Source organism: Inquilinus ginsengisoli, from assembly GCF_050434925.1.
Classification (GTDB): domain Bacteria; phylum Pseudomonadota; class Alphaproteobacteria; order DSM-16000; family Inquilinaceae; genus Inquilinus; species Inquilinus ginsengisoli_B.
Genome location: NZ_JBNDJK010000001.1, coordinates 6911246 through 6937161, shown reverse-complemented (window position 1 = coordinate 6937161; position 25916 = coordinate 6911246). Strand labels below are relative to the sequence as shown.

The window sequence follows — 25916 nt, the reverse complement described above, 5'->3', positions numbered from 1 at the left end:
GGTCGCGGGTCAGAACCTCTGGATCTTGAGGCCGAGCACCTTCTCGGTCACCACCACGACCAGCAGCGTCATGACGATGCTGATGGTGGAGACGGCCGCGGCCTCCGGCGTGAAGTTCAGGCGAAGATAGTCGAACAGCTGGATCGGCAGGGTCGAGGTTCCGACGTCCTTCAGCAGGAACGAGATCGCGAAGGTGTCGAAGGAGATGATGAAGGCGAACAGGCAGCCGCCGATCAGCCCCGGCTTGATCAGCGGCAGGGTGATGCGGACGAACACCCGCCACGGCCGAGCGCCGAGGCTGCGCGCCGCCAGCTCCCACGACCGGTCGAAGCCTTGCAGCGAGGCCGAGACGTTCATGAACACGAAGGGCAGGGTGATCAGCACATGGCCGGTCACCAGCGCCACCAGGTTCCGCGTGCCGATGCCGATCGCATAGAAGAAGAACAACAGTGCGATCGCCGTCAGCACCTCGGGCAGCAGCAGCGGCGCCAGCACGGCGATGCGGATCGCCTCCTTCGCCCGGCCGGCATGGCGGGCGTGGTAGAGGGCGGCGGCGGTGCCGATCGCGGCGGAGACCACGGTGGCGATGGTGGCGACCTGCAGCGAGGTCCAGATCGCCGTGACGAACACCTCGTTGGCGAAGAATGCTTCGTACCAGCGCAGCGACAGCCCCTGCGGCGGGAAGGCCAGGAAGGCGCCGGCGCTGAAGGAGGCGCCGACCACGACCAGAATCGGTGCCAGCAGGAAGGCATAGACCAGCCCGCAGAAGATCGGGAACAGGATCGGGCGGCGCTGCTTCATGCCGCCCACCGCATGCGCGTGGCCCGGGCGAACAGGACGACGCAGAGCCCGCCGGCGACGCTGAGCATCAGCGCCAGCGCCGAGCCCAGCGGCCATTGGAAGGCGTCGGTCAGGGTGTCGACCACGGTCAGAGTCATGGTCTTCACCCGCATGCCGCCGATCAGCACCGGGGTGACATAGGCGCTGAGCGCCAGCACGAAGACCAGGATGCAGCCGGACTGGATCCCGGGCAGGGCCAGCGGCAGCACGATGCGCCGGAACGTCACCCGCCTGGGGGCGCCGAGCGACCGGCCCGCCGCCTCCAGCGCCGGGTCGATGGTCTGCAGCGCCGCCATGACCGGCAGGATCATGAAGGGCAGGAAGACATGGGTCAGGGCGATGACGATGCCGAGCGTGTTGTACATCAGCGGCAGCGGCGCCAGGGTCAGGCCGAGCGACCGCACCGCCTTGTTGAGGACGCCGTTGTTGCCGAGCAGGATGGTCCAGCCGAAGCTGCGGACCACGATCCCGACCAGGAGCGGCGACAGCACGATGCCGTACAGCACCGGGCGCCAGCGCGACCGGCTGCGGGCCAGTTGCCACGCGACCGGGAAGCCGACCAGAAGCGTCGCCGCGGTGGTCAGCAGCGCGATCCACAGCGTGCTGCCGAGCTGGCCCAGGTAGTAGCCGTCGGCCAGGGCGCGCTGATAGTTTTCCAGCGTCAGCCCCGGCCCGTAGGGCGCGCCGATGGCGGGCGGCCGGAAGCTCATCAGCACGATGTTGAGATAGGGCACCAGGAGGAACACGCCGAGCAGCACCGCCGCCGGCGCGATCAGCAGCCAGGTCAAGGGCAGCCGTTTGCGGGTCATGGCGCCTCCGGGACGACCCAGAGCGGGGCGGCGGGCGGCCGCACCGCGACGCGCTGCCCCTCGGCGAAGCGGGTCTGGGTCAGGCTGTGGGCCTCGACATCGCTGCCGTCCGGCAGCCGGATGCGGTAGTTGACCATGGCTCCCAGATAATAGCGGCCCTCGACCACGCCCTCCGTGGCCGTGGTGCCGATGCCGGCGGGGGCGAGGGTGATCGCCTCCGGCCGCAGCAACGCCCTGACCGAAGCGCCCGGCGCGGCGCCGTCCAGCCCGTCGGCGGCGCAGTCGCCGAACACGGTGCGGATCTTGGCGTCGGCGCCGTTGGCCACGACGATGCCCGGCAACAGGTTGGCTTGGCCGACGAAGCTCGCCACCCTGGCATCGGCCGGCCGCTCGTAGATCGCCTCGGGCGCGCCGGCCTGGGCGATGCGGCCGCCGAACATCACCACGACGCGGTCGGACATCGTCATCGCCTCGGCCTGGTCATGGGTGACGTAGATGGTGGTGATGCCGACCCGCCGCTGCAGGTCGCGGATGAACACCCGCATCTCGTCGCGCAGCCGGGCGTCGAGATTGGCCAGGGGCTCGTCCAGCAGCAGGATGCTCGGCTCGATCACCAGCGCCCGGGCCAGGGCGACGCGCTGCTGCTGGCCGCCGCTGAGCTCGCGCGGATAGCGCTCGTCCATGCCGCGCAGCTGCACCATCTCCAGCACCCGGGCGACACGGGTTGCGATCTCGGCCCGGCCCACCTTCCGCATCTCCAGCCCGAAGGCCAGGTTGCGGGCCACGGTCATGTGCGGGAACAGGGCGTAGGACTGGAACACCATGCCGATGTCCCGCCGCTCCGGCGGCAGGGCCGAGACGTCGCGCCCGTCGAAGGCGATGCTGCCGTGCTCGGCCTCCTCGAAGCCGGCGATCAGCTTCAGCGTGGTGGTCTTGCCGCAGCCCGACGGGCCCAGCAGCGAGACGAACTCGCCGCTCGCGATCGACAGCGACAGCCGGTCGACCGCGCGGGCCGCGCCGAAGCTGCGGGTCAGCTCTGAAATGACGACTTCGGTCACTGGAAGGTCCGGTTCCAGCGTTCCGTCATCTCGGTGGCATTGGCGTTCACCCAATCCCAGTCCCAGGCGAGGATGCGGCTCATCTGCTCGCCATAGACCGGCACGTCGGCGCGCAGATCCTCCGGCACCTCGACATTGCGGTTGACCGGAGAGACGAAGAACTCCCGCGCCAGCATCAGCTGCGTCTCCGGCGACAGGATGAAATCGATGTATTTGTAAGCCAGCTCCCGCGCCGGGGCGTTGGCGCAGATGCTGAAGGTCTGGTCCCACATCAGCAGGCCTTCCTCCGGCACGATGCACTCGACCGGCAGCCCCTGGTGCTTCAGCCGTGCGATCTCGCCGAAGTCGTAGGGCGCGACCACGATCTCGCCGGTCGACATCAGGGTCGACATGTTGAAGTCGGTCTGCAGCACCGGGGCCAGCTCGCCCAGCTTCTCATAGGCCTTGTCCAGGTCCTGCGGGCCGCTGCCGAACAGCTTGCCGGTCAGCATGACCATCGCCTTGCCGGCCGAGTTGACGATGTTGTAGAGGCCGATGCGGCCCTGGAACTCCGGGTTGGTCCACAAATCCTTCCAGGATTTCGGCGGGGTCTGGACCAGGTCGGTGCGGTAGCCGAGGCCGAGCGGCGAGATCATGCCGACCGCGGCCCAGCCGTCGCCGGTCTGGGCGATCGGGTACAGATCCTTGTAGTGCGGCACCAGCGAGAGGTCGAACTTCTCGAAATACCCCTCCTTGCGCAGCAGCGAGGCGAAGACCTCGTTCATCATCACCATGGAATAGGGCGGCTGGTCCTTGCCGGCCGCGCGCAGGGTCGAGGTGAAGGTGCGGCCGAAGCCGATGTCGAGCTTGGTCCTGGCGCCGGTTGATGCCTCGAAGGCGGGCACCAGGCTCTTGCGCCAGAACGCCTCCCAGACCCCGCCATAGGTGGTGATCACCAGTTCCTGCGCCGCGGCCGCCAGGGCCGGGAACCGCAGCATGGCCGGGCCCATCAGGGCCGCGCATGCCATGACAACCTGCCGTCGAGTGGGCTGCATGTCCTTGTCTCCGCTGTTTGTGAACCGCCGACCGGGCGGCGCCTCCCCATGGGACCTCTGCCGGGGCCCTTGGCGTTCTCAGGACGCCTTCTTGCGGTACTCGTAGTTCTTGTTCAGCCGATCCAGGAGATAGTCGCCGTAGCGCACCGGCGGGTGGCGCGGCGCCTCACCTGTGGTCAGGATGGCGGCGGGGCAGTCGACCACCGAGTCCATCGACGGGTCGTAGAAGAAGGGCTGCGAATAGCGCTCGCGGCCGCTCAGGTTCAGCACCCGGTGCGGGGTCGAGGCGAAGCGGTCGTTCGACCAGCGCGCCAGGATGTCGCCGACATTCATCACGAAGGTGTTCGGGATCGGCGGCGCCGGGATCCAGTCGCCGGCGCGGTTGCGGACCTCGAGCCCACCGACCGAATCCTGCGCCAGCAGGGTGATGAAACCGTAATCGGTGTGCGGGGCCGATCCGAACAGCCCTTCCTCGCGCTGCTGCTCGGGATAGTGCAGCAGGCGCAGGAACAGCGTCGGGCGGTCGAAGTGCGGCAGGAAATAGGTCGGCGGCAGGCCCAGCGCCTCGGCGATCGCCACCGCCATGTCGCGGCCGAGGGCCGACATCGCCCGCATGTAGTCGAGCGCCGCCTGCCGCAGTTCCGGGATCTCCGCCGGCCACTGGTTCGGGCCCTGCAACGGCTCGCCCAGCGCCGGGTCGTCCGCGGCCAGGTCGTGCATCACCATCAGGGATTCGCTCTGATTCGGCTTGGTGACCGTGGCGACCGAGGAGGTGACGATGGTCGAGGTGCTGAACGGCATGTAGCCGCGATGCGCCCCGTTCATGCGGATGCGCAGCTTTGCCTCGGCCGGCAGGTCGTGGAACTGCACCGACAGCCGGTGCAGCCGCTCGCCCAGCTCCGGCGGCACGCCGTGATCGGCCAGGTAGACAAAGCCGATGGTCTCCAGCGTCCGGCGCAGCTCGGCCACCGTGCCGGCCCGGTCCTCCGGCCTGGCGGCGCCGCGCAGCGGCGACACGTCGAGCACCGGGATGTTCGAGAATTCTCCCCGACCCATGCGCAAGCTCCCCTGTTTGGGATATCTGTATACAGAAACTCATTTCTGTATACATTTTTCTTGCGAACGAGGAGGTGAGTTTGACCGAAGCCATCATCATCGACACCGATCCGGGGCAGGACGATGCCTTCGCCATCCTGCTGGCGCTGGCGTCGCCGGAGCTCGAGGTGCTCGGCCTCACCACCGTCGCCGGCAACGTCCCGGTCGCGGTCACCGCCGCGAATGCCCGGCGGGTGGTGGAGCTGGCCGGCCGGCCGGAGATCCCAGTACGGGCCGGCTGCGAGCGGCCGCTGCTGCGCCCCGCCCGCTTCGCCGAGGAGGTGCACGGCAAGACCGGCCTGGACGGCTGGGACTTCCCGGCCCCGGCGCGGCCGCCGGAGCCGGGCCACGCGGTCGACTGGATGGTCGAGACGCTGCTGGCCCGGCCGGACGACGCGACCACGCTGGTGCCGGTCGGCCCCCTGACCAACATCGCCATGGCGCTGCGCCGCTGCCCGGCGATCGCCCGCAAGATCCGCCGCATCGTGCTGATGGGCGGCGGCTTCTTCCAGGGCGGCAACATGTCCCCGGCGGCGGAGTTCAACATCCTGGTCGACCCCGACGCCGCCGCCATCGTGTTCGGCGCCGGCATCGACCTCGTCGCCGTGCCGATCGACTGCACCTATGCGGCACCAACGCCGGACAGCTGGATCGCCGACCTGGAGGCGCTGGGCACCCGCGTCGGCGCCGCCGGCGCCGGGATGATGCGGTTCTTCCAGCGCTTCGGGAACGAGAAATACGGCACCGCCACCCGGCCGCTGCACGACGCGCTGGCGGTCGGCTTTCTGCTGTGGCCGGAGCTGTTCACCGGCCGGCGCTGCAATGTCGAGATCGAGACGGCGTCGCCGCTGACCCTCGGCATGACCGTGGTCGACTGGTGGGGCATCTCCGGCCGCCCCGCCAATGGCCTGTGGCTGACCGGATGCGACGCTCCGGCCTTCTACGGGCGGATGCTGGAGCGGCTGGCCCGGCTGGGCTGATGCTACAGCGGCGGCGCGGCCAGCGCGTCCTGCAGCGCCGCGAGGAAGGCCTGCGCGGCGAGAGACAGCGGCCGGCGCTTCGGCACGATCAGGCCGATCGAGACCGGGATGCGCGGCGCGAACGGCCGGATCGCGATGCCCGGCGCCGCCGCCGCATCCCAGACCGAGAACTCATCGACCAGGGCCAGGCCGCGGCCGCGCTCGACCAGCCTGCGCACCACATGGCTGTGATTGGCCGAGAGCGGGTTGCGGATCTGCACGCCCTCATCGGCCAGGGTCTTGGCGATCGCGGCGCCGAAGGGCAGGGTCTTCGGATAGGTGATCAGCGGCAGGCCGGCCAGGTCGGACGCCTTGATCCCGGCCTGCCGCGCCAGCGGATGCGCCGGCGGCATGATGCAGACCATCGACCCGGTGCGCAGCGTCTGCGCCATCAAGTCCATCTCCTGGCTCGGATGATGGACCAGGCCGAGGTCGTAATTGCCGCGGCTGACGAAGGAATGGATCTTGTCGGAATCGAGGATGTCGATCTGGACGAACACCTCCGGATAGCGGGTGTTGAAGGCCTCGACCACCAGCGGCAGCAGGGCCACGCCGAAGGTGGCCAGCGTGGCGACCTGGACGAAGCCGCTCTTCAGCCGCGCCAGGTCGACCGACAAGGTCTCGAAGAAGGTCAGCTCCTCCATCAGCCGCGCCGCATGGGTGAACAGGATCTCGGCCTCCGGCGTCGGCTGCAGTCGGCCGCCGCTGCGCTGGAACAGCGAGATGCCGATCGAATCCTCCAGCTGCTTCAGCGATTTACTGGCGTTCGGTTGGGTCGTGCCCAGGGCCGCCGCGGCCTCGGTCACCGACCCGGTCTTCATGAACACCATCAGGGTCTCGAGGTGCCGGATCTTGATCTTATGCATGGCAGCCCCTGCTCATTCCGTTTCGGAATGGAAAACTCGAATAAATGAATTTTCCATGACGGCGCGAGGCTGTCTAGCATCGTTTCGCGATTGCCGGACGGTCCAGGCACCGTCGACCCACCCCGTTTCGCTACCCGCGCTTCGCCAAGGCCTCGCTGCGGGCTGCGGCCCAGGAGGCGCGCGATGGTCTTTCGTTCTTCGGTTTCGTGAGGTCACCTCGCATGGCTTGGCGCATTGGTGTGGATTCCGGGGGGACGTTCACCGACGTCTGCCTGTTCGACGATGCGAGCGGGCGGCTCGACGTCTGGAAGGTCTCCTCGACCCCGGACGACCCGTCCCGCGGCATCGTCCAGGGGGTGGAGGAGGGGGCGGCCCGGGTTGGCGCCGCGCCCGGCGAGATCGGCTATTTCGGGCACGGCACGACAGTCGGCACCAACGCGCTGATCCAGCATCGCGGCGTCCGCACCGGGCTGCTGACAACCGACGGCTTCCGCGACCTGCTGGAGATCGGCCGGCAGAAGCGCCCGGACCTCTACGACCTGCAGGCCGACAAGCCGGAGACGCTGGTCAGCCGCGACTTGCGCATCGACATCCCGGAGCGCATCCGCCACGACGGGACGGTCGAGACCCCGCTGGACGAGGCGGCGCTGCGCCGGGCGGTGCGGGAGCTGCGCGCGGCCGGGGTCGAGGCGGTGGCGGTCAGCTTCCTCTACGGCTTCGTCCGCAGCGAGCACGAGGAGACGGCGCTGCGCATCCTGGCCGAGGAGTTCCCGGAGGCCTTCGCCTGCGCCTCGCACGGCGTGGCGCCGGAGTTCCGCGAATATGAGCGGGTCTCGACCACCGTGGTGAACGCCTATCTCGGCCCGGTGATGCGCGGCTATATCGAGCGGCTGGGGCAACGGCTGGCGGAGATCGGGGTCAAGGCGGCGCCGCGGCTGACCCAGTCGAATGGCGGCGTCATCAGCTTCGAGACCGCGGCGCGGCTGCCGGTCCGCACGGTGCTGTCCGGCCCCAGCACCGGCGTGGTCGCGGCCCAGGCGATTGGGGCGATCGCCGGCTTCCCCGACCTGATCACCTTCGACATGGGCGGCACCAGCACCGATGTCGCGTTGCTGGCGGGCGGCCAATGCCGCCTGGCCGGCGAGGCTGTGGTACATGGCTACCCGATCAAGGCGCCGATGCTGGACATCCACACGGTGGGCGCCGGGGGCGGCTCGATCGCCTTCGTCGACAGCGGCAGGCTGCTCAAGGTCGGGCCGCGCAGCGCCGGCGCCTTCCCCGGGCCGGTCTGCTACGGCCACGGCAATGACGAGCCGACGGTGACCGACGCCAATGTCGTGCTGCAGACGCTGAATCCGGTGTCGCTGCTGGGCGGCCGCATGGCCGTGCGCCGCGATTTGGCCGAGGTCGCGATCGGCCGGCTGGCGCAGCGGCTGGGTCTCGGGCCGATGGAGACGGCGCAGGGCATCCTGACCGTGGTCACCGCCAACATGGCCAAGGCGATCCGCGTCATCAGCGTGCAGCGCGGCCACGATCCGCGGGACTACACGCTGATGGCCTTCGGCGGAGCCGGCCCGCTGCACGCCGCCCGCATGGCCAAGGAGCTCGACATCGGCCGCATCCTGGTGCCGCAGACTCCGGGAATCCTCTGCGCCATGGGCCTGCTGCTGACCGATCTGCGCGCGGATTTCGCCGCCACTCGCCTGACCACGCTGGACCCGGCGGCGCTGCCCGCGGTCGAGGCCGCCTTCGGCGGGCTGCTGGTCCGGGCCGAGGCGTGGTTCGCGCAGGAGGAGGTGCCGCAGGCCGCCCGGCGCATCACCCGCACCGTCGACATGCGCTATGCCGGCCAGAACTACGAGCTGCCGGTGGCGCTGCCCGACGGGCCGGTCGGGCCGGCGACGCTGGAAGCCCTGGCCGCCGGCTTCGCCAGGGCGCATGAGCGGCAATACGGCTTCGTCGCCGCCGGCGAGCCGGTGCAGCTGGTCACCTTCCGGGTCGAGGCCGCGGGCGTCGTCACCAAGGCGAGCTTCCAGCCGCAGCCCGATGCCGGGCCAGAGGCGGGCCACGCCGTCACCGGCGCGCGCGAGGTCTGGCTGCCGGAGGCGGGGGGCTGGGTGTCCTGCCCGGTCTATGACCGCGCCCAGCTCAAGCCCGGCAACTGCATCGCCGGTCCGGCCGTGGTCGAGCAGATGGACAGCACCACCATCATCCTTCCGGGCATGACGGCCCATGTCGAACCCTATCTCAACCTGGTCCTGGAGGTCCGATGAGCGTCGCCGTCCCGCAGCGGAGCGAGACCGCGCTCGACCCGATCACGGTCGAGGTCATCGGCAGCGCCTTCGCCTCGATCGCGGAGGAGATGGGGGAGGCGCTGGTCCGGGCCAGCTACTCGACCAACATCAAGGAGCGGCGCGACTGCTCCACCGCGCTGTTCGACCTGGCCGGCAACACCCTGTGCCAGGCCGAGCACATCCCGATGCATCTCGGCAGCTTCATCGGCATCATCCCACACATCTTGAAGCGCCACACGCTGGACCGGATGCGGCCGGGCGACGTGTTCATCGGCAACGACGCCTATGAGGGCGGCGGCACGCACCTGCCCGACATCGTGCTGGCCGAGCCGATCTTCGTCGACGGCCGGATGGTGGCCTGGGCGGTCAACACCGCCCACCACGCCGACTTCGCCGACCGCGGCCACGCCCATATCTACCAGGAGGGGATCCGGATCCCGCCGATCCGGCTGTACCGCGCCGGCGAGCTGCAGGCCGATGTGCAGGAGCTGGTGCTGCTGAACTGCCAGGTCCCGCGCGAGCGGCTGTCCGACCTGCGGGCGCAGATGGCGGCCAACCGCCTCGGCGTGCAGCGGATGACGGCGCTGTGCGGCAAATACGGCGTCGACGTGGTGCTCGCGGCCGGCGCCGCGCTGCAGGACTATGCCGAGCGCAAGATGCGCGCCGGCATCGCCGCGATCCCGGACGGCACCTACCGTTTCAACGACCGTTTCGACAACCCGGAGCTGGACGGCGAGCTCGACTTCGCGGTCGAGATCATCGTGGCCGGCGACGAGATGCGGCTGCATTTCGACAGCCCGCCGCAGGTCCGCGGCGGCCTCAACGTCGTCTACACGGCGCTGCTGTCGACGGTCTATTACGCGGTCAAGACCGTGGTCGACCCGACCATCCTGCCCAATGCCGGGCTGGCGCGGCCGCTGACGGTCACGGCGCCGGAGGGCACGGTGCTGAACTGCGTCCATCCGGCGGCGGTCAATGGCCGGGTGGCGACCTGCCAGCGCATCGCCGACCTGATTCACGGCGCCCTGGCCCAGGCGGTGCCGGAGCGGTTGACCGCGGCCAGCAACGGCTCCTGCGCCTCTGCCACCTTCATGGGGCGCGACCCGAAGACCGGCGGCCTGTGGGTCTATCTCGAGACCATCGGCGGCGGCAGCGGCGCCCGGGCGGGCAAGGACGGGCTCGACGGCGTCCATGTCCACATGACCAACACCTCGAACCTGCCGGCCGAGGCGCTGGAGCTGGAATATCCGCTGACCCTGCTGCGCTACGAGCTGGTCGACGGTTCCGGCGGCCCGGGCACGCAACGGGGCGGCATGGGGCTGCGCCGGGTCTACCGGGCCGAGGCCGACTGCCGGGTGCATATCGACGGCTCGCGCCTGCGCTCTTCCCCCTGGGGCCTGGAGGGCGGGCAGGAGGGTGGCCGCGGCGGCTTCGTCTTCGGACCCGGCGTTGCCCCGTTCGACCACGGCAATGGCGACCTGAAGTGCGGCGACGTGATCGAGATCATCACGCCGGGCGCCGGCGGCTACGGCCCGCCGGCCGGGCGTTCGGCCGAGGCGGTCCGGCGCGATCTCGCCGAAGGAAGGATCGACAGGGAGACGGCGCAGAGGGTGTACGGCACCGTGCTCTGACCACGACACCAAACAGGGAGAGGCCATCATGCTGTTGTCCCGTCGCACATTGCTTGCCACCGGGCTCGCCGCCGGCGCCGTGCTGCCGGTGCTGCGCCGGACGGCCTGGGGCCAGGCATCGCCGGACACGCTGCGTTTCGGCCTCTCCAGCTATCCGCCGAACCTGCAGCCCTGGATCAATTCCGGCGGCGCCGCGGGGTCGGTCGCGGCGCTGCTCCACCGTGGCCTCCTGTCCTACGCCGCCGACGGCAGCCTGCAGGGCGAGCTGGCCGAAAGCTGGCAGCCGGACGGCGACAAGGCCTGGGTCTTCCGTCTGCGCCAAGCCTTCTTCCACAATGGCGCCCCGGTCACCGCCGCCGACATCCAGTGGAACATCGAGCAGGTCGCCGGCGAGAAATCGACCGCCTATCTGCGCACCCAGCTGCAGGGGGTGGAGCGGGTCGAGACGCCGGACGACCGCACCGTGCGCCTGATCATGAAGCAGCCGACCGTCTGCGTGCCGCACTGGTTCGCCAACTACTACATGCCGATGGTGGCCAAGGGATCGACCGCCGAGGACCCGCTCGGCATCGGCGCCGGGCCCTTCGTGCTGCAGGGGCAGGAGCGTGGCGTGTCGCTCGACCTCGTCGCCTTCGACAAATACTACAAGCCGGGCCTGCCGAAGCTGAAGGCGGTCAAGGTCATCGCCTATCCGGACGAGACCCTGCGGGTGGCGGCGCTGCAGGCCGGCGATGTCGACCTGATCGACTATGTTCCCTGGCAGTCGATGCCGTCGATCGAGGCCGACCAGAACCTGAAGCTGGACAACCAGCTTGGGCCCTTCATGTACCTGACCTTCAACGGCAGGCCCGGCCCCTTCGCCGATCCGCGCATCCGCAGGGCGGTGGCCCTCGGCATCAAGCGCGACGAGATCGTGCAGGCCGCCTTCTTCGGCCGCGGCGCGCCGCTGGAAGGCCTGCCCTTCCCGCCGGAGACGCCCTTCTACGACGAGGCCGCGGCGCATGGCTGGCGCCATGATCTCGGCAAGGCCAAGGCCCTCCTGGCCGAGGCCGGTGTGGCCGACGGCTTCTCCTGCACCCTGCTGTCCACTGCCCAGTACGGCATGCACAAGAGCACGGCCGAGGTGATCCAGCAGAACCTGGCCGAGCTCGGCATCCAGGTCGAGCTCAACATGCCGGACTGGCCGACCCGGGTCAGCCTGGGCAACCGCGGCCAGTACGAGTTCGCGGTGATGGGCACGGCGATGGAGAGCCCGGATCCGGAAAGCCTGTCTTCCTTCGTCGATTCCTCGCTGTCGCCGTCCTACATCCGCAGCACCGGCATCACCGTGCGCGGGCTGAACGAGCTGCTGGCGGCGGGACGAGGGGAGTTCGACGCCGTGAAGCGCAAGGAGATCTACGCCAAGGCCGGCCAGCTGGTGCTGGACCAGGCGCCGATGGTGACGCTGGCCTACCGCGCCCAGGGCTTCGCCATGCGCAAGGCGCTGCAAGGCTTCCGCAACCTGCCGGGCGGCCTCAGCTTCTATTCCGCGACCACGCTGGACCAGTCCTCCTTCGGCTGAGGGGGCGATCACGCTCAGCGCGGTTGACCGCACAAATTCGTCACATGTCACTTGACTCTGTCCATAGTGGACGATCACAATCATAATCTCAGTTGCCAAGAAGCGATCTGTCTTGAGATCGGTCTCAAAACCGACCTTGTCTGATTGTGTGCTGTTGCATCAAGTTCTGGTGAAAAAGAAGGCATGATGCGCCTGCGATAGGCATTCTGCGTTCTCTCATCGGAATTGTGTCAGTTCTTCCAGGATGAGGAGGACATGATACACAAGACACCACTTGAGCCGTCGCTGTGGTTCGCCACGGCGGCCGCACCGCCGGAGACGACGGTGCTGGACGGCACGGTCGACGCGCCGGTCTGCGTGATCGGCGCCGGCTACACCGGCCTTTCGACCGCGCTGCATCTCGGCGACCGCGGCATCGGCGCGGTGGTGCTGGAGGCGGAGCAGATCGGCCATGGCGGCTCCGGCCGCAACGCCGGCCACTGCACCCCGACCTTCCATGTCCACGAGATCGCCACCGTCCGGCGCATCCTGGGCGAGCCCTTCGCCGAGCGGCTGATCGAGCGGCAGACCAACGCCGCCAACCTGGTGTTCGACATCATCCGCCGCTACGGCATCGACTGCGAGGCGGTGCAGACCGGCTACATCCACGCCGCCCACGCCACCGCCGCTTTGACGAAGCTGGAGCGGCGCTGCCGGGAATATGCCGCGGTCGGCAAGGCCAGCCGGATGCTGGACCGCGACGAGGCCCAGCGCCTGACCGGGTCGCCGCGCTTCTGCGGCGGCTGGATCCATCCGGAGGGCGGGCACCTCAACCCGCTCGGCTATGCCCGCGGCCTGGCGCGGGCGGCGATCTCGCGCGGCGCCCAGGTCTTTACCCGCTCGCCGGTCACCGCGATCCGGCCGCAGGGCGGGCGCTGGCGGGTCGAGACGCCGACGGGCGCCGTGGTCGCCGACAAGGTGGTGTGCGGCACCGGCGCCTACACCGACGGCTACTGGCCGGGGCTCGAGCAGAGCTTCGCCCGCCTCGGCGTCGCCGTGCTGGCGACCCAACCGCTCGGCGACAATGTCCGCCGCACCATCGCGCCGGACAACAACACCGTGGTCGACAGCCGGCGCGACATCTCGATCTGGAAATACGACAAGGACGGGCGGCTGGTGACCTCGCTGTTCGTCGAGGGAAAGCGCGGCACCGACCCGACCTATACCCAAGACCTGATGCGCCGGAAGCTGCAATGGCTGCTGCCGCAGCTCGGCGACATCGAGTTCCAGTACAGCTGGACGGGAGCGCTCGACATGCAGCCGCGCACCTTCCCGCGGCTGTACGGCCTGGCGCCGGGCGTGGTCGCCTCGCTCGGCTATTCCGGCCGCGGCGTGCCGACCGGCACGATGATGGGCACGGTGCTGGCCGACTGGGCGACGGGGACGCCGCCGCAGGACCTCGCTTTGCCGATCGAGACGCTGCAGCGTGTGCCCGCCTACATGCGCTTCATGCCCCGCGTCATGCTGGCCTGGTCGCGGATCCGCGACCAGCGCGCGGCAAGGCGCGACGGCCTCGACCCGCCGCCCTTCTGACCATGCGGACCCTCGACTTGAACCATCTCACCGAAACCAAGGACGGCTATGTCCGCCACGAGCGATGGCCGCGCCGGCCCGCGGCGCAATCCGCAGGTCCCGAAGACGATCGACTTCTCGGACATCGACTTCGACATCTTCACCGACCTGCTCAGCTTCTATGTCCGCACCGTCAACATGCTGGTCAGCCGCGACCTGGACGAGCAGATGGCGGCGCTGGAGGTGGCGGGCGGCACCGGCAAGATCTCGACGCTGCTGCTGGTCGGCCGCAACCCGGGCATCCGGCCTTCGGTGCTGGCGCATTTTATCCTGAAAGACCGTTCGGCCATGGGCCGGCTGCTCGACCAGCTGCAGCAGGCCGGGCTGGTCGAGCAGAAGGTCTCGCCGGAGGAGCGCCGGGCGCGCGAGCTGTACCTGACGCCGAAGGGGCAGCGTGTGGCCGAGCAGGTGCGCGCCGTCGCCCGCCGGCAATCCGCCGACTTCTTCTCGATCCTGAGCAGGGAGGAGCAGGCCGACCTGCTGCGCATCCTGCGCAAGGTCTATGTCGGCTATGTCGAGCAGGCGCCGGCGGGGGAGTGAACTCTCCAGATCTAGGCTCGCTTCCTTTTAGTCCCCCCTCCCCTTGCGGGAGGGGGCCAGGGGGAGGGGGCTGCGCGCGTCCGCGCGCGAATGCGTATGGAACCCGACCCGCCATCCAGACTGATCTGCAGTGGTCTGGGTCCGAGCTCACTGTGAGAGCCCCCTCCCCCTATCCCCCTCCCGCAAGGGGAGGGGGGACTCGTTTGGCTTTGGCTGAGGGGACGGAGCATCTGACCGCTGGCGTTGACGGAGGGCAGCTCCATGCCATCTGAGACGACCGCCCGCGTCGCCATGATCTCCGGGGCCGGCCGCGGCATCGGGGCCGAGATCGCGACAGCATTGGCCCGCACCGGCTGGCGGCTCAGCCTCGGCGCCCGGAACCCGGCGCAACTCACCCCGCCCGACGGCGCCCTGGTCCATCGCTTCGACGCCCGCGACCCGGGTTCAGAACGGCTCTGGGTCGAGGCCACGGCCGAGCGGTTCGGCCGGATCGACGCGGTCATCGCCAATGCCGGCATCATGATCCCGAAGACGGTGATCGCGGCCGACGATTCCGACCTCGACGACCTGATCCAGGTCAACGTCAAGTCGCCGCTGCGGCTGGTGCGGGCGGCCTGGCCGCATCTGGTCGCCTCCGGCCACGGCCGCGTCGTCACCATCGCCTCGCTGTCCGGCAAGCGGGTGAAGTCGGCGACCTCCGGCCTCTACGCCGTCAGCAAGTTCGCGGCGCTGGCGATGACCCATGCCATCCGCCATGCCGGCTGGGACGAGGGCGTGCGCGCCACCGCGATCTGCCCCGGCTTCGTCGCCACCGACATGGCCGCGGGCCTCGCCAACCGGCCGCCCGAGGCGATGACCCAGCCGCAGGACGTGGCGCGGATCGTCGCCTTCCTGCTGGACCTGCCCGACACGGCGAGCATTGCCGAGATCCCGATCAATTCGACCCTGGAGGACAGCTGGTGATGGGGCCGCAGGTCGAGAGTGTCGAGCCGGACGAAGCCCTGCCGCAGCGGGCCGACGTGGTCATCGTCGGCGGCGGCATCATCGGCACCAGCGCCGCTTTGGCCCTGGCGCAGCGCGGCGTCTCGGTGGCGCTGTGCGAGAAGGGCCACATCGCCGGCGAGCAGTCGAGCCGCAACTGGGGCTGGTGCCGCAAGACCCGGCGCGATCCGCGGGAGATCCCGCTGATCATCGAGAGCATGCGGCTGTGGGAGGGCATGAACCAGACGGTGGAGGCCGAGACCGGCTTCCGCCAGAGCGGCATCCTGTTCGCGGTCGAGACCGACCAGGAGATCGCGGAATACGAGGCCTGGCTGGAGCATGCGCGGCCCTACCAGCTCGACGCCCGGCTGATCTCCGCCGCCGAGTTCGACCGGCTGATGCCCGGCGCCGGCGGGCGCTGGAAGGCGGCGCTGTACTCCGCCTCCGACGGGCGGGCGGAGCCGCAACGAGCCGCCCCGGCCATCGCCCGCGCCGCGCGCCGGGCCGGCGCGGTGATCCTGACCGACTGCGCCGTCCGCGGCGTCGACCGGGCCGGCGGGCGCATCACCGGGGTGGTGACGGAGCGCGGCCGTATCGCCTGCAACAGCGTGATCGTCGCCGGCGGCGCCTGGTCGCGGCGCTTCCTCAAGGATCTCGGCCTGACCCTGCCGCAGCTCAAGGTCCGGGCCAGCGTGCAGCGGACCGCGCCGCTGGAGGGCGCGCCGGAGACGGCGATGTGGTCGAAGGAGTTCGCGCTGCGCAAGCGCCAGGACGGCGGCTACACCATCGCCAACGGCAACTCCAACATCGCCCCGCTGGTGCCGGACAGCGTCCGCTTCTTCAACGACTTCCTGCCGGCGCTGCGGATGGAATGGGCGGGGCTGAAGATCCGGTTGGACGATCGCTTCCTGCAGGAATGGCGGGAAGCGGCGCCGGTGCCGCTGGACCAGGTCTCGCCCTATGAGAAGGCCCGGGTGCTGGACCCGGAGCCGGACCGCGCCGCCAACCGCAAGGCCATGGCCGCCCTGGCCCGGCAGTTCCCGGCCTTCGCCGGGGCCAAGGTGGTGCAGGAATGGGCCGGGCTGATCGACGTCACCCCCGACGCGGTGCCGGTGATCTCGACGGTCGCGGAGGTGCCGGGCCTGGTGGTGGCGACCGGCTTCTCCGGCCACGGCTTCGGCATCGGCCCCGGCGCCGGGCACCTGGCCGCGGACCTGGCGACCGGCGCCCGCCCGATCGTCGACCCGAAGGATTTCCGCTTCTCGCGCTTCACCGATGGATCGAGACCCCGGCCGATGGCCGGGGTGTGAGACGGCCTGGTGGGGAGACGGGCGCAGACCCGGCCCCCGCCGGGCCTTGGAGGCAACGAATACGGGAGCTTCACCATGACCGACGACACCAGGGATCTTCCATTCGCCCAGACTTCGCGCCGCCGCCTGCTGGCCGCGGGGCTCGCCGCCGGCACGGCGGTCTGGCTCGGCCCAGGCCACGGCTGGGTCAAGGCCGCCCGCGCCGCCGGGCCGCCGGCCAAGGCGACCGGCCAGGCCGTGATCGGCCTGTCGCAGGAGCCGACGGTGTTCAACCCGCTGATGCTCCACATCGAGGTCGACGAGGGCGTCTATTTCAACCTGTTCAGCCCGCTGTGGCAGGTCGACCCCGAAGGCAAGTTCATCCCCGACCTGGCGGCCGAGGTGCCGACGCTGGAGAATGGCGGCGTCTCGGCCGACGGGCTGACCTGGCGCATCAAGCTGCGCGACAACGTCAAATGGCATGACGGCACGCCGTTCACCGCCGAGGACGTGAAGTTCTCGATCGACCTGATCAACAACCCGAAGTTCCGCGCCGCCCGCCGTGCCGGGCATGAGCTGGTGCGCGACCTGACGGTGGTCAGCCCGACCGAGCTGACCTGGAAGATGGAGAAGCCCTACGCGCCCTATCCGTCGATCCTGTCCTGGACCTTCATCGTGCCGAAGCACCTGATGGAAAAGGAGGCCGACCCGAACGCCTCGACCTTCGCCACCAAGCCGGTCGGCACCGGGCCGTTCAAATGGGTCGAGCGCGTGCCGGGCGACCACATCACCCTGGCGGCGCATGACGGCTACCACCTGGGCGGGCCCCATCTCGAGCGGCTGGTGATCAAGTACATCCCCGACCTGACCGTCCTGTTCACCCAGTTCACCACCGGCGACATCGACTATATCGGCCTGCAGGGCATCACCGCCGACCATTACGAAGAGGCCAAGGGCCTGGCCGACCGCGAGGTTTCGCCGGTGCCGCAGGCCTTCATCGAGAACATCGCTCTCAACCTCGGCATGCCGGTGTTCCAGGACCCGGCGGTGCGCGAGGCGCTGTACGCCGCGATGGACAAGCAGAGCATCATCGACAGCATCTATTACGGCCTGCCGACGCCATCCGAATCCTTCCTGCCGAAACAGTCCTGGGCCTTCAATCCGGATCTGCCGAAGCAGGCCTACGATCCCGACAAGGCCAAGCAGATCCTGGACGCGGCCGGCTGGGTGCCGGGCGGCGACGGCATCCGCGAGAAGAACGGCGTGCGCCTCGAATTCGTCAACTCGACCACCGCCGGCAACCATGTGCGCGAGCAGGCGCAGCAGCTGCTGCAGCAGAACTGGCTCGACATCGGCGTCAAGATGACCATCAACAATCTGCCCCCGGCGGTGATGTGGGGCGACTACTGGATGCAGTCGAAGTTCGAGACGGCGATGGTCGGGATCTACTTCATGGTCGGCCCGGACCCGGATGCGACAGACTACTTCTCCAGCCGCTCGATCGGCGCCAAGGGCGGCGGCGGCCAGAACACGACGCAGTATGAGAGCGCCGATGTCGACAAGCTGCTGGCCGAGGGCGCGTCGACGGTCGACCCGGCCAAGCGCAAGGCGGCCTATTTCAAGATGCAGGAGTTCACGCGCAAGGACCTGCCCTACCTGCCGATCTTCCAATACGCCATGGTCCAGGGCGTGAAGAAGGGCCTGACCGGCTTCACCCCCAACGTCAACGTCCAGGAGAACTGCTGGAACGCCCACACCTGGTACTGGGCGAGCTGAGGCGGCGGCCGCCCGGGGCAGAGGAGGCCAGATCATGGCGCAATTCCTGTTCGGCCGCGCGCTGCAGAGCCTGCTGCTGCTCTGGCTCGTGTCGATGATCGGCTTCGCCATCCTGCACCTGACCCCGGGCGGCCCGCTGTCGCAATTCGCCCTGGTCCCGGGCATGACCCAGGCGCGGCTGGCCGAGATCGCCCATGACATGGGCCTCGACCGCTCGCTGCCGGTGCAATACTGGGAATGGGCCAGCCGGCTCATGACCGGCGACTGGGGCCGGTCCTACCGCGACCAGTCGCCGGTGCTGGACGTCATCGGCTCGCACCTCTTCGCCACGCTCGAGCTGATGGCGACGGCGGTCCTGATCGCGGTGCTGCTCGGCGTCTGGATCGGCGTCATGGGGGCGGTGCGGCGCTACTCCTTCGCCGACATGCTGGCGACGGTCGGGGCCATGGTCGCACTGTCGATCCCGACCTTCTGGTTCGGCCTGGTCGTGATCTACATCTTCTCGGTCCGGCTGCAATGGCTGCCGGCCGGCAACATGTACACGGTCGGCGACGGGTCGCTGCTCGACTTCCTGCACCATCTGATCGCGCCGGCCCTGGTGCTGGCGCTGGTCGAGGTGGCGGTGTGGAGCCGCTACATGCGCGCCTCGATGATTGACGTGATCAACCAGGACTACATCCGCACCGCCCGCGCCAAGGGCCTGCCGGAGAAGCGGGTGCTGATCCGCCACGCGCTGCGCAACGCCCTCTTGCCGATGATCACCCTGGCCGGGCTGGAACTGCCGACGCTGCTGGGCGGCGCGCTGGTGACCGAGACGGTGTTCACCTGGCCCGGCATGGGCCGGCTGTTCCTCGATTCCCTCGGCTACCGCGACTATCCGGTGGTGATGGGCATCCTGATGGTCTCGGCCCTGCTGGTGCTGCTCGGCAACCTGCTGGCCGACATCCTCTGCGCGGTCGCCGACCCGCGCATCCGGCTGGATTGAGGGGAGGGACGATGACCGCGACCGTCGCCGATCCGAACACCGCCATCGCCCGCCGCACCGGCAACCGCGGCTGGCGCCGTTTCCGCCGGCACAAGCTGGCGATGATCGGCGTCGCCTGCATCCTGCTGCTGGTGCTGGCCTGCGTCGCCGGGCCGTGGCTGCTGCCCTTCGACGATCTGCGCATCGACATGCGCGCGCGCTTCGCCCCACCGTTGACCGGCTGGCATCTGTTCGGCACCGACCCGCTGGGCCGCGACCTCTGCGCCCGGCTTTTGATGGCCGGGCGGATCTCGCTGTCCGTCGCCTTCGCCGCGATGGTGATCAGCACGATCGTCGGCTCGGCGGTCGGGGTGGTGGCGGGCTATTACGGAAGGGCGGTCGGCGCCGTGCTGATGCGGCTGGTCGACGCCATGCTGTGCTTCCCCGCCGTGTTCCTGCTGCTGACCCTGGCGGCGCTGCTGAAGCCGGACCCGATCACCATCACCCTGATCATCGCCGCCACCAGCTGGATGGAGGTGGCCCGCGTGGTCGAAAGCCAGATCCGCACCCTGCGCGAGCGCGACTTCACCCTGGCGGCGGAGATGATGGGCGCGTCCGACGCCCGCATCATGGTCGACGAGCTGCTGCGCAACGCCGTCGGCCCGATCGTGGTCGCCGCCACCCTGACCGTCGCCCGCGCCATCCTGATGGAGGCCTATATCAGCTTCCTCGGCTACGGCATCCAGCCGCCGACGGCGAGCTGGGGCAACATGCTGAACAACGCCCAGCAATACCTGACCTCGGCCCCCTGGCTGGCTCTGGTCCCGGGCATCGCCATCACCCTGGCGGTGACCAGCTTCAACTTCATCGGCGACGGGCTGCGCGACGCGCTCGACGCCCGGCTGGAGTCGTGATGACCGACGCCCCGATCCTCGAGGTCCGCGACCTCGCCGTCACCTTCCGCGGCGAAGCCGGGGCGGTGACGGTGGTCAACGACGTCTCCTTTTCCGTCCGGCGGTGCGAGACCCTGGCGCTGGTTGGCGAATCCGGTTCGGGCAAGAGCGTCACCAGCCTGGCGGTGCTGCGGCTGCTGCCGCCGGCGCCGCGCTGCACGATTGCGGGGTCTGTCCGCTTCGCCGGGCGTGATGGCCAGGCCCGCGACCTGCTGCAGCTCGAACCCGAGGCGATGCGGGCGGTGCGCGGCGACGAGATCTCGATGATCTTCCAGGAGCCGATGACCTCGCTGAACCCGGTGCACCGGATCGGCGACCAGATCGCCGAGGCGGTGACCTGGCATCGCGGCCTCGGCCGCAGGCAGGCCCTGGCCCGGGCCGAGGAACTGCTGGAGCTGGTTGGCATCCCGGAGCCGCGGCGGCGGCTGGCCGCCTGGCCGCACCATCTGTCGGGCGGCATGCGCCAGCGGGTGATGATCGCCATGGCGCTGGCCTGCGACCCCAGCCTGCTGATCGCCGACGAGCCGACCACGGCGCTCGACGTCACCGTCCAGGCCGGGATCATCGATTTGCTGAAATCGCTGCAGGCGAAAACCGGCATGGCGATCATCTTCGTCACCCACAATCTCGGCGTGGTGGCCGAGATCGCCGACAGCGTCATGGTCATGTATGCCGGCCGCATCGTCGAGCGCGGCGACGCCGTCGGGCTGCTGCAGCGGCCGCGCATGCCCTACACCCAGGGGCTGCTGCGCTCGGTGCCGCGGATCGACCGGCTGGATTTTGGCGGCGGCGTGTTGCCGGCCATCCCCGGCAGCGTCCCGGACCCCGGCCGGCTGCCGCCCGGCTGCTCCTTCCATCCGCGCTGCTTCCATGCCCGGCCCGGCGCCTGCGACGCCGCGGTGCCGGCGCTGGAGGAGGCGGATGGCCGGGTGGTGCGCTGCCTGCGCTGGCGCGAGATCGAGGCGGGGGCGTGATGACCACGCTGCCGCCCATCCTCGAGCTGCAGGAGCTCAGCAAGTCCTTCCCGGTCGGCGGCTCGCTGTTCGGACGCGAGCGGCTGCAGGTGCGCGCGGTCGACCGCGTCTCCTTCACCGTGCAGCAGGGCGAGGTGCTGGGCCTGGTCGGCGAATCCGGCTCGGGCAAGAGCACGCTGGGCCGCACGCTCTTGCGGCTGATGCGGCCGACCGGCGGGCGGGTGCTGTTCGAGGGCACCGACATCACCGATCTCGGCCGCCGGCAGCTCAAGCCGATCCGGCCGCGGCTGCAATTCGTGTTCCAGGACCCGGCGGCGTCGCTGAACCCGCGCATGACCGTCGGCCGCATCGTCGCCATGCCGCTGCGGGTGCAGAAAGACGCGCCCCCCCCGGCGGCGGAGCGGGCGGCGAGGGTGGCGGCGGCGCTGGAGACGGTCGGCCTGTCCGCCAGCCATGCCGAGCGGTTCCCGCACGAGTTCTCCGGCGGCCAGCGCCAGCGCATCGGCATCGCCCGGGCGCTGGTGACCGAGCCGCGGCTGCTGGTGGCGGACGAGCCGGTCTCCGCCCTCGACGTCTCGGTCCAGGCCCAGATCATCAACCTCTTGATGGAGGTGAAGCGGCGGCTGGACCTGACCATCGTCTTCATCAGCCATGACCTGGCGGTGGTGGGCCAGATCTGCGACCGGGTGGCGGTGATGTATCTCGGCCGGATCATCGAGATCGCCCCGGCCCGGGCGCTGTTCGAGACGCCGCGCCACCCCTATACCGAGGCGCTGCTGTCGGCCGCGCCGATCCCGGACCCGACGCTGCGCCGCCCGCGCATCCTGCTGAAGGGCGAGCTGCCCAGCCCGCTGTCGCCGCCCTCCGGCTGCGCCTTTCGCACCCGCTGCCGCTACGCCCTGCCGGCCTGCGCCGAGGCCGTGCCGCCGCTGCAGGCGGTCGGCGACGGCCATCTCAGCGCCTGCATCCGGCCGGAGCTGGCCCTGGCCTCGCCGCTGCGACCGGACATCGCCTGCGCCGGCTGACCACATTCTGTGCAGTGTGCCCCACCTGGAGGCGGGGAAGGGAGGGTGGAGCCGGCGGTCTCGGGCACTTCCGCGGCTGGCACAGCCCTTGCTTCGAATTTGAGACGAAAGCGAGGTCCCGCCATGACCGACATCACCACCGTCAAGACCGAACGCAACATCCTGTTCCCGATCGTGCTGGCGCTGGTCGCCGGCGTCGCGACCGGCGTCCTGTGGTGCTACGCCAACCCGATCCAGCTTGTGCCCGGCGTCATCCAGTGGCGCATCTTCGCCTTCCTGCCGCCGCTGGTCGGCATCCTGTTCGGAATGCGCAGCGGCTTCATCTGCGGCTATGTCGGGTCGCTGGTCTGGTCGCTGCTGGCCGGCACCTTCATCCCGGCCCACACGCTGATCGTCGACGGCATCATGGTCGGGCTGACCGGTGCCGTGCCCGGCCTGCTGTTCGACCCGGCCCGCAAGCCGATCGACACCGCCGGACTGGCGAAGATCGCCGCCACCTGCCTGGTTGTCGGGCTGGCGATGGTGGCCGCGGTGGCGGCCAGCCTGGCCTTCCTCGGCATCTTCCCGTTCTGGTGGGGGCTGCTGTATCTCGGCCTGTCGGACATCGTGCCGATGATCATCGGCACGCCGCTGCTGGTGAAGCCGGCGCTGAAGATCCTGGCCGGGTCCGGCCTGACCTCCGGCATCACCCGGTTCTGAGGACCTGCGCCGGATCGTGCTGGAGATCGAAGCGCTGAGCGTGGGCTTCGCCCCGGCGAAGCCCACCATCCTGCCCACCTCGTTCCGGATCGAACCCGGCGGGCGGCTGCTGCTGTGCGGCGCCAACGGCTCCGGCAAGTCGACCCTGCTGGCCGCGGCCGCCGGGGTGATCCCGAAGCTGGCCCGGCCGCCGCTCCTGGCCGGCTCCGTCCGCCTCGGCGGCGCCGAACTGGGCGGCCTGCCGCGGACCGAGCTGTTCCGCCGCGTCGGCATCGTGTTCCAGAACCTCGACGACCAGCTCTGGGACCTCGGGGTCGAGGACCTGATCGCCTTCCCGCTCGAAAGCCGCGCCCTGCCGGCCTTGCGGGTGCGGGACCGGGTGCTGCAGCTGGTCTCGGCGCTGTCGCTCGAAGCGCTGCTCGGCCGCCGGGTGCTGACCCTGTCCGGCGGCGAGCGGCGCATGGTCGCCCTGGCCGCCGCCCTGGCGACGGGGCCGGAGCTGCTGGTGCTGGACGAGCCGACCACCGGCCTCGACCCGGCGGCACGGCGGCGCCTGGCCGGGCTGCTCGGCCGGCTGGGCGGGGATCTGCCCATGCTGCTGGCGGCGGAGCAGGATGCCGGCGCGCTGGCCAAGGTCGCTGATGCCGTGCTGCTGCAGAAGGACGGCGCCGTGGGCACGCCCCGGCCGATGGCCGAGGCCGCGGCCGACGACCGGCTGTGGCTTGATCACGGGCTGCTGCCGCTGCGGCGCCGGGCCGGCAGCCGCCGCCGGGGTGGCGGGGCCGGCCGAACCCTGGTCGAGGCGACCGGGCTGGTCAGCCGCCTGTGCCGCGGCGACGGCCGGCCGGTGCTGGACGATGTCGACCTCACCGTCCGGGCCGGCGAGGTGGCCGGGCTGATCGGGCCGAACGGCACCGGCAAGACCACGCTGTTCCAGTCGATCCTGGATCTGTCGCCGCTGACGGCCGGGCGTATCGCCTTGGGCGGCGAGGACGCCGGCGACTGGACCGTCGCGCGCCGCGCCCGCCGCATCGCCTATGTGCCGCAGAATGTCCGGCGCATCCTGTTCAACCTGACCGTGCTGGACGAGGCCGCCTTCGCCGTCTCCAGCAATCCGCGAGCGGTCGGCGGCGCCGAGGTCCGCGCCAAGGCGCAGGCGGCGCTGCTGCGCTTCGGCCTCGATCGCCGGGCGGGGGACAGCCCTTTCGCCCTGTCGGCCCGCGAGCAGGCGGCGCTGGGTCTCGCCTGCGCGGCGGCGGCGGAGGCCGAGCTGGTGATCCTCGACGAGCCGCTGCTCGCGCGCGATCTCGCCGGTCGGGCGCTGCTCGACCGTTTCCTCGCCGATCTGCGTGGGCGGGGCGGCGGCGCGCTGCTGGTCTCGCACGACCTGGAACTGGTCGACGACGTCGCCGACCGGCTGCTGATCATGGATGGCGGCAAGATCCGCTACGACGGGCCGCCGGAGGCGGGCTGGCGCTCCGCCGCCTTCGCCGCGCTGGGCTGGCCGGCGCCGCTGCCCCTACCTGCGGAGGCGGTGGCATGAGCCTGTTGCTGCGCCTGAACTTCTTCCTCAAGCTACTGGCGGCCGCCGTCGTTACGGCCGTCGCCTGGATCGTCGGCACGCCCCTGCCGGCGCTGCTGCTGATGGCCGCCGTCCTGGCCGTGCTGCTGGCGCTGCGGTTGCCGGGTCTGCGCGGCTATCTGAAGGGCGCCGCGATCCTGTTCGCCCTGGTCTTCGCCACCTGGCTGCTCAATCTCTGGCTGCAGGGCGCGCCGCCGGTGGAGGCGGCGGCCACCGCGCTGCGCATGGCGGCGCGGCTGGTAGCGACGACCGGCGCCTTCTTCTTCGTCATGGAGACGTCGAGCCCCGGCTCGATCCTGGCCGCAGCCAGCGCGCTGCGCCTGCCTTCCATGGCGACGCTGGTTCTGGCCCTGATCTTCGGCCTGATCCCGATGCTGCGCGACGAGTTCGAGCGCATCGGCGAGGCCCAGCGCGCCCGCGGCATGGAGCTGGACGACGTGCCGCTGTGGACCCGGCTGCGCTATGGTCTGGCTCGTGGCGTGCCGCTGCTGGTGCAGAGCATCCGCATGGCCCAGGCGATCGCGACCTCGCTGTCGGTCTATGGTTTCGATCCGGCGGTGCGGCGCACGAGCTGGCGCCGGGTCGGGGTGCTGGTGGAGGAGCGGCTGCCGGCCGCCGGGAAGAACGGAGACCACGGGAATTGACGGAGCAAACCAAGCCGACATGGCGCGTCGATGTGGCGGGGTTGCCCGTCGATCTGCCGATCGTACCGATCAAGCCGGACTTCGCCATCTCGCTGTTGATGGTGATCGACGCCGGCGTCGCCTTCGGCGCCCATATCGGCCGCGCCCTGGCGGAGCGGCTGGCGCCGCTCAAGCCCGACGTCGTGGTCGGCGCGGCCACCCTCGGCATTCCGGTCGCGATCGAGGTCAGCCGCCATCTCGGCCTCGACCGCTACGTCATCCTGCAGAAGTCGCCCAAGATCCATCTCGGCGACGCGCTGGTGCAGAGCATCACCTCGATCACCTCGAAAGGCGAGCAGCGGCTGCTGCTGGACCGGGCCGCGGTGCCGCTCCTGGCCGGCAAGCGGGTCGTGGTGGTGGACGACGTGGTGGCCACGGGCTCCAGCCTGGCCGGGTCGCTGGCGCTGGTGCGCGCCGCCGGCGCCGAGGTGGCCGGCATCGGCGTGATCCTGACCGAGGCGCATGACTGGGAGCCGGTGCTGGGCGCCGATGCCGCCCTGGTCACGGCGCTCGGCCACATCCCGCAATTCCGCCCGGGCGCGCAGGGCTGGGAGCCGATCCCCGGGACGGTGTGATGTCGGCGGTCGGTTAGAACCTGAAAGCGCTGGTCCTCTCACTCGATACAGCTCCCG

23 protein-coding genes are annotated in these 25916 nt (G+C 70.1%); 17 read left to right on the top strand and 6 right to left on the bottom strand.

The features are described 5' to 3' along the window. Window positions 1–9: 9 nt before the first annotated feature. The 5 genes from QFZ27_RS32715 to QFZ27_RS32695 all read right to left on the bottom strand — a co-directional run bounded on the left by QFZ27_RS32715 (window position 10) and on the right by QFZ27_RS32695 (window position 4797). Entirely contained in the window at window positions 10–801 is a 792-nt protein-coding gene (locus tag QFZ27_RS32715; protein WP_429230641.1) for an ABC transporter permease, read from the bottom strand. Next, window positions 798–1649, bottom strand: coding sequence for an ABC transporter permease (locus QFZ27_RS32710; RefSeq protein WP_429230640.1), 852 nt, complete (start codon window positions 1647–1649; stop codon window positions 798–800). The genes QFZ27_RS32715 and QFZ27_RS32710 overlap by 4 nt, the downstream gene beginning before the upstream one ends. Then, on the bottom strand, window positions 1646–2707 hold the full coding sequence (locus QFZ27_RS32705; RefSeq protein WP_429230639.1) for an ABC transporter ATP-binding protein: 1062 nt from the start codon (window positions 2705–2707) through the stop codon (window positions 1646–1648). The genes QFZ27_RS32710 and QFZ27_RS32705 overlap by 4 nt, the downstream gene beginning before the upstream one ends. Beyond that, a complete protein-coding gene (locus tag QFZ27_RS32700) occupies window positions 2704–3714 on the bottom strand; it encodes an ABC transporter substrate-binding protein (protein WP_429230638.1) in 1011 nt (336 codons plus the stop codon). The genes QFZ27_RS32705 and QFZ27_RS32700 overlap by 4 nt, the downstream gene beginning before the upstream one ends. A gap of 105 nt (window positions 3715–3819) precedes the next feature. Further along, window positions 3820–4797: an isopenicillin N synthase family dioxygenase gene (locus QFZ27_RS32695; RefSeq protein WP_429230637.1), complete on the bottom strand. Its 978-nt coding sequence runs from the start codon at window positions 4795–4797 to the stop codon at window positions 3820–3822. Between the two features lie 80 nt (window positions 4798–4877). Between QFZ27_RS32695 and QFZ27_RS32690 the strand changes: the two genes are divergently transcribed. After that, on the top strand, window positions 4878–5816 hold the full coding sequence (locus QFZ27_RS32690) for a nucleoside hydrolase (RefSeq protein WP_429230636.1): 939 nt from the start codon (window positions 4878–4880) through the stop codon (window positions 5814–5816). A 2-nt stretch (window positions 5817–5818) separates the two neighbouring features. Here the strand turns inward: QFZ27_RS32690 and QFZ27_RS32685 are convergent, their stop codons facing one another. Then, complete coding sequence (locus tag QFZ27_RS32685; RefSeq protein ID WP_429230635.1) at window positions 5819–6721, bottom strand: LysR family transcriptional regulator; 903 nt, start codon at window positions 6719–6721, stop codon at window positions 5819–5821. Window positions 6722–6942: 221 nt separating this feature from the next. Between QFZ27_RS32685 and QFZ27_RS32680 the strand changes: the two genes are divergently transcribed. The 16 genes from QFZ27_RS32680 to QFZ27_RS32605 all read left to right on the top strand — a co-directional run bounded on the left by QFZ27_RS32680 (window position 6943) and on the right by QFZ27_RS32605 (window position 25859). Then, the gene (locus QFZ27_RS32680) at window positions 6943–8994 is read left to right on the top strand and encodes a hydantoinase/oxoprolinase family protein (protein ID WP_429230634.1); all 2052 of its coding nucleotides are present in this window, start codon (window positions 6943–6945) and stop codon (window positions 8992–8994) included. Further along, window positions 8991–10646: a hydantoinase B/oxoprolinase family protein gene (locus tag QFZ27_RS32675; protein ID WP_429230633.1), complete on the top strand. Its 1656-nt coding sequence runs from the start codon at window positions 8991–8993 to the stop codon at window positions 10644–10646. Before QFZ27_RS32680 ends, QFZ27_RS32675 begins: the two co-directional genes overlap by 4 nt. A 28-nt stretch (window positions 10647–10674) precedes the next feature. Continuing rightward, window positions 10675–12207 (top strand): ABC transporter substrate-binding protein, encoded by a 1533-nt coding sequence (locus QFZ27_RS32670; RefSeq protein ID WP_429230632.1) that lies wholly within the window; start codon window positions 10675–10677, stop codon window positions 12205–12207. A 255-nt stretch (window positions 12208–12462) separates the two neighbouring features. Further along, window positions 12463–13779 carry an NAD(P)/FAD-dependent oxidoreductase gene (locus QFZ27_RS32665; RefSeq protein WP_429230631.1) on the top strand — a complete coding sequence of 439 codons (1317 nt, stop codon included), beginning with the start codon at window positions 12463–12465 and terminating at the stop codon, window positions 13777–13779. Window positions 13780–13827: 48 nt separating this feature from the next. Further along, on the top strand, window positions 13828–14358 hold the full coding sequence (locus tag QFZ27_RS32660; protein WP_429230630.1) for a MarR family winged helix-turn-helix transcriptional regulator: 531 nt from the start codon (window positions 13828–13830) through the stop codon (window positions 14356–14358). Between the two features lie 261 nt (window positions 14359–14619). Beyond that, the gene (locus QFZ27_RS32655; RefSeq protein ID WP_429230629.1) at window positions 14620–15321 is read left to right on the top strand and encodes an SDR family NAD(P)-dependent oxidoreductase; all 702 of its coding nucleotides are present in this window, start codon (window positions 14620–14622) and stop codon (window positions 15319–15321) included. Continuing rightward, complete coding sequence (locus QFZ27_RS32650; RefSeq protein ID WP_429232518.1) at window positions 15321–16649, top strand: NAD(P)/FAD-dependent oxidoreductase; 1329 nt, start codon at window positions 15321–15323, stop codon at window positions 16647–16649. Before QFZ27_RS32655 ends, QFZ27_RS32650 begins: the two co-directional genes overlap by 1 nt. Window positions 16650–16724: 75 nt before the next feature. Further along, entirely contained in the window at window positions 16725–18404 is a 1680-nt protein-coding gene (locus QFZ27_RS32645) for a peptide ABC transporter substrate-binding protein (RefSeq protein ID WP_429230628.1), read from the top strand. Window positions 18405–18438: 34 nt separating this feature from the next. After that, the gene (locus tag QFZ27_RS32640) at window positions 18439–19389 is read left to right on the top strand and encodes an ABC transporter permease (protein WP_429230627.1); all 951 of its coding nucleotides are present in this window, start codon (window positions 18439–18441) and stop codon (window positions 19387–19389) included. A gap of 11 nt (window positions 19390–19400) precedes the next feature. Beyond that, window positions 19401–20282 (top strand): ABC transporter permease, encoded by an 882-nt coding sequence (locus QFZ27_RS32635; protein ID WP_429230626.1) that lies wholly within the window; start codon window positions 19401–19403, stop codon window positions 20280–20282. Beyond that, window positions 20282–21295: an ABC transporter ATP-binding protein gene (locus tag QFZ27_RS32630; RefSeq protein ID WP_429230625.1), complete on the top strand. Its 1014-nt coding sequence runs from the start codon at window positions 20282–20284 to the stop codon at window positions 21293–21295. Before QFZ27_RS32635 ends, QFZ27_RS32630 begins: the two co-directional genes overlap by 1 nt. Beyond that, a complete protein-coding gene (locus QFZ27_RS32625; RefSeq protein WP_429230624.1) occupies window positions 21295–22320 on the top strand; it encodes an ABC transporter ATP-binding protein in 1026 nt (341 codons plus the stop codon). The genes QFZ27_RS32630 and QFZ27_RS32625 overlap by 1 nt, the downstream gene beginning before the upstream one ends. Before the next feature lie 123 nt (window positions 22321–22443). Further along, the gene (locus QFZ27_RS32620; protein ID WP_429230623.1) at window positions 22444–23019 is read left to right on the top strand and encodes a hypothetical protein; all 576 of its coding nucleotides are present in this window, start codon (window positions 22444–22446) and stop codon (window positions 23017–23019) included. Between the two features lie 16 nt (window positions 23020–23035). Next, entirely contained in the window at window positions 23036–24562 is a 1527-nt protein-coding gene (locus tag QFZ27_RS32615) for an ABC transporter ATP-binding protein (RefSeq protein ID WP_429230622.1), read from the top strand. Continuing rightward, window positions 24559–25245 carry an energy-coupling factor transporter transmembrane component T family protein gene (locus QFZ27_RS32610; RefSeq protein ID WP_429230621.1) on the top strand — a complete coding sequence of 229 codons (687 nt, stop codon included), beginning with the start codon at window positions 24559–24561 and terminating at the stop codon, window positions 25243–25245. Before QFZ27_RS32615 ends, QFZ27_RS32610 begins: the two co-directional genes overlap by 4 nt. Beyond that, on the top strand, window positions 25242–25859 hold the full coding sequence (locus QFZ27_RS32605) for a phosphoribosyltransferase family protein (RefSeq protein ID WP_429230620.1): 618 nt from the start codon (window positions 25242–25244) through the stop codon (window positions 25857–25859). The genes QFZ27_RS32610 and QFZ27_RS32605 overlap by 4 nt, the downstream gene beginning before the upstream one ends. Window positions 25860–25916: the final 57 nt, after the last annotated feature.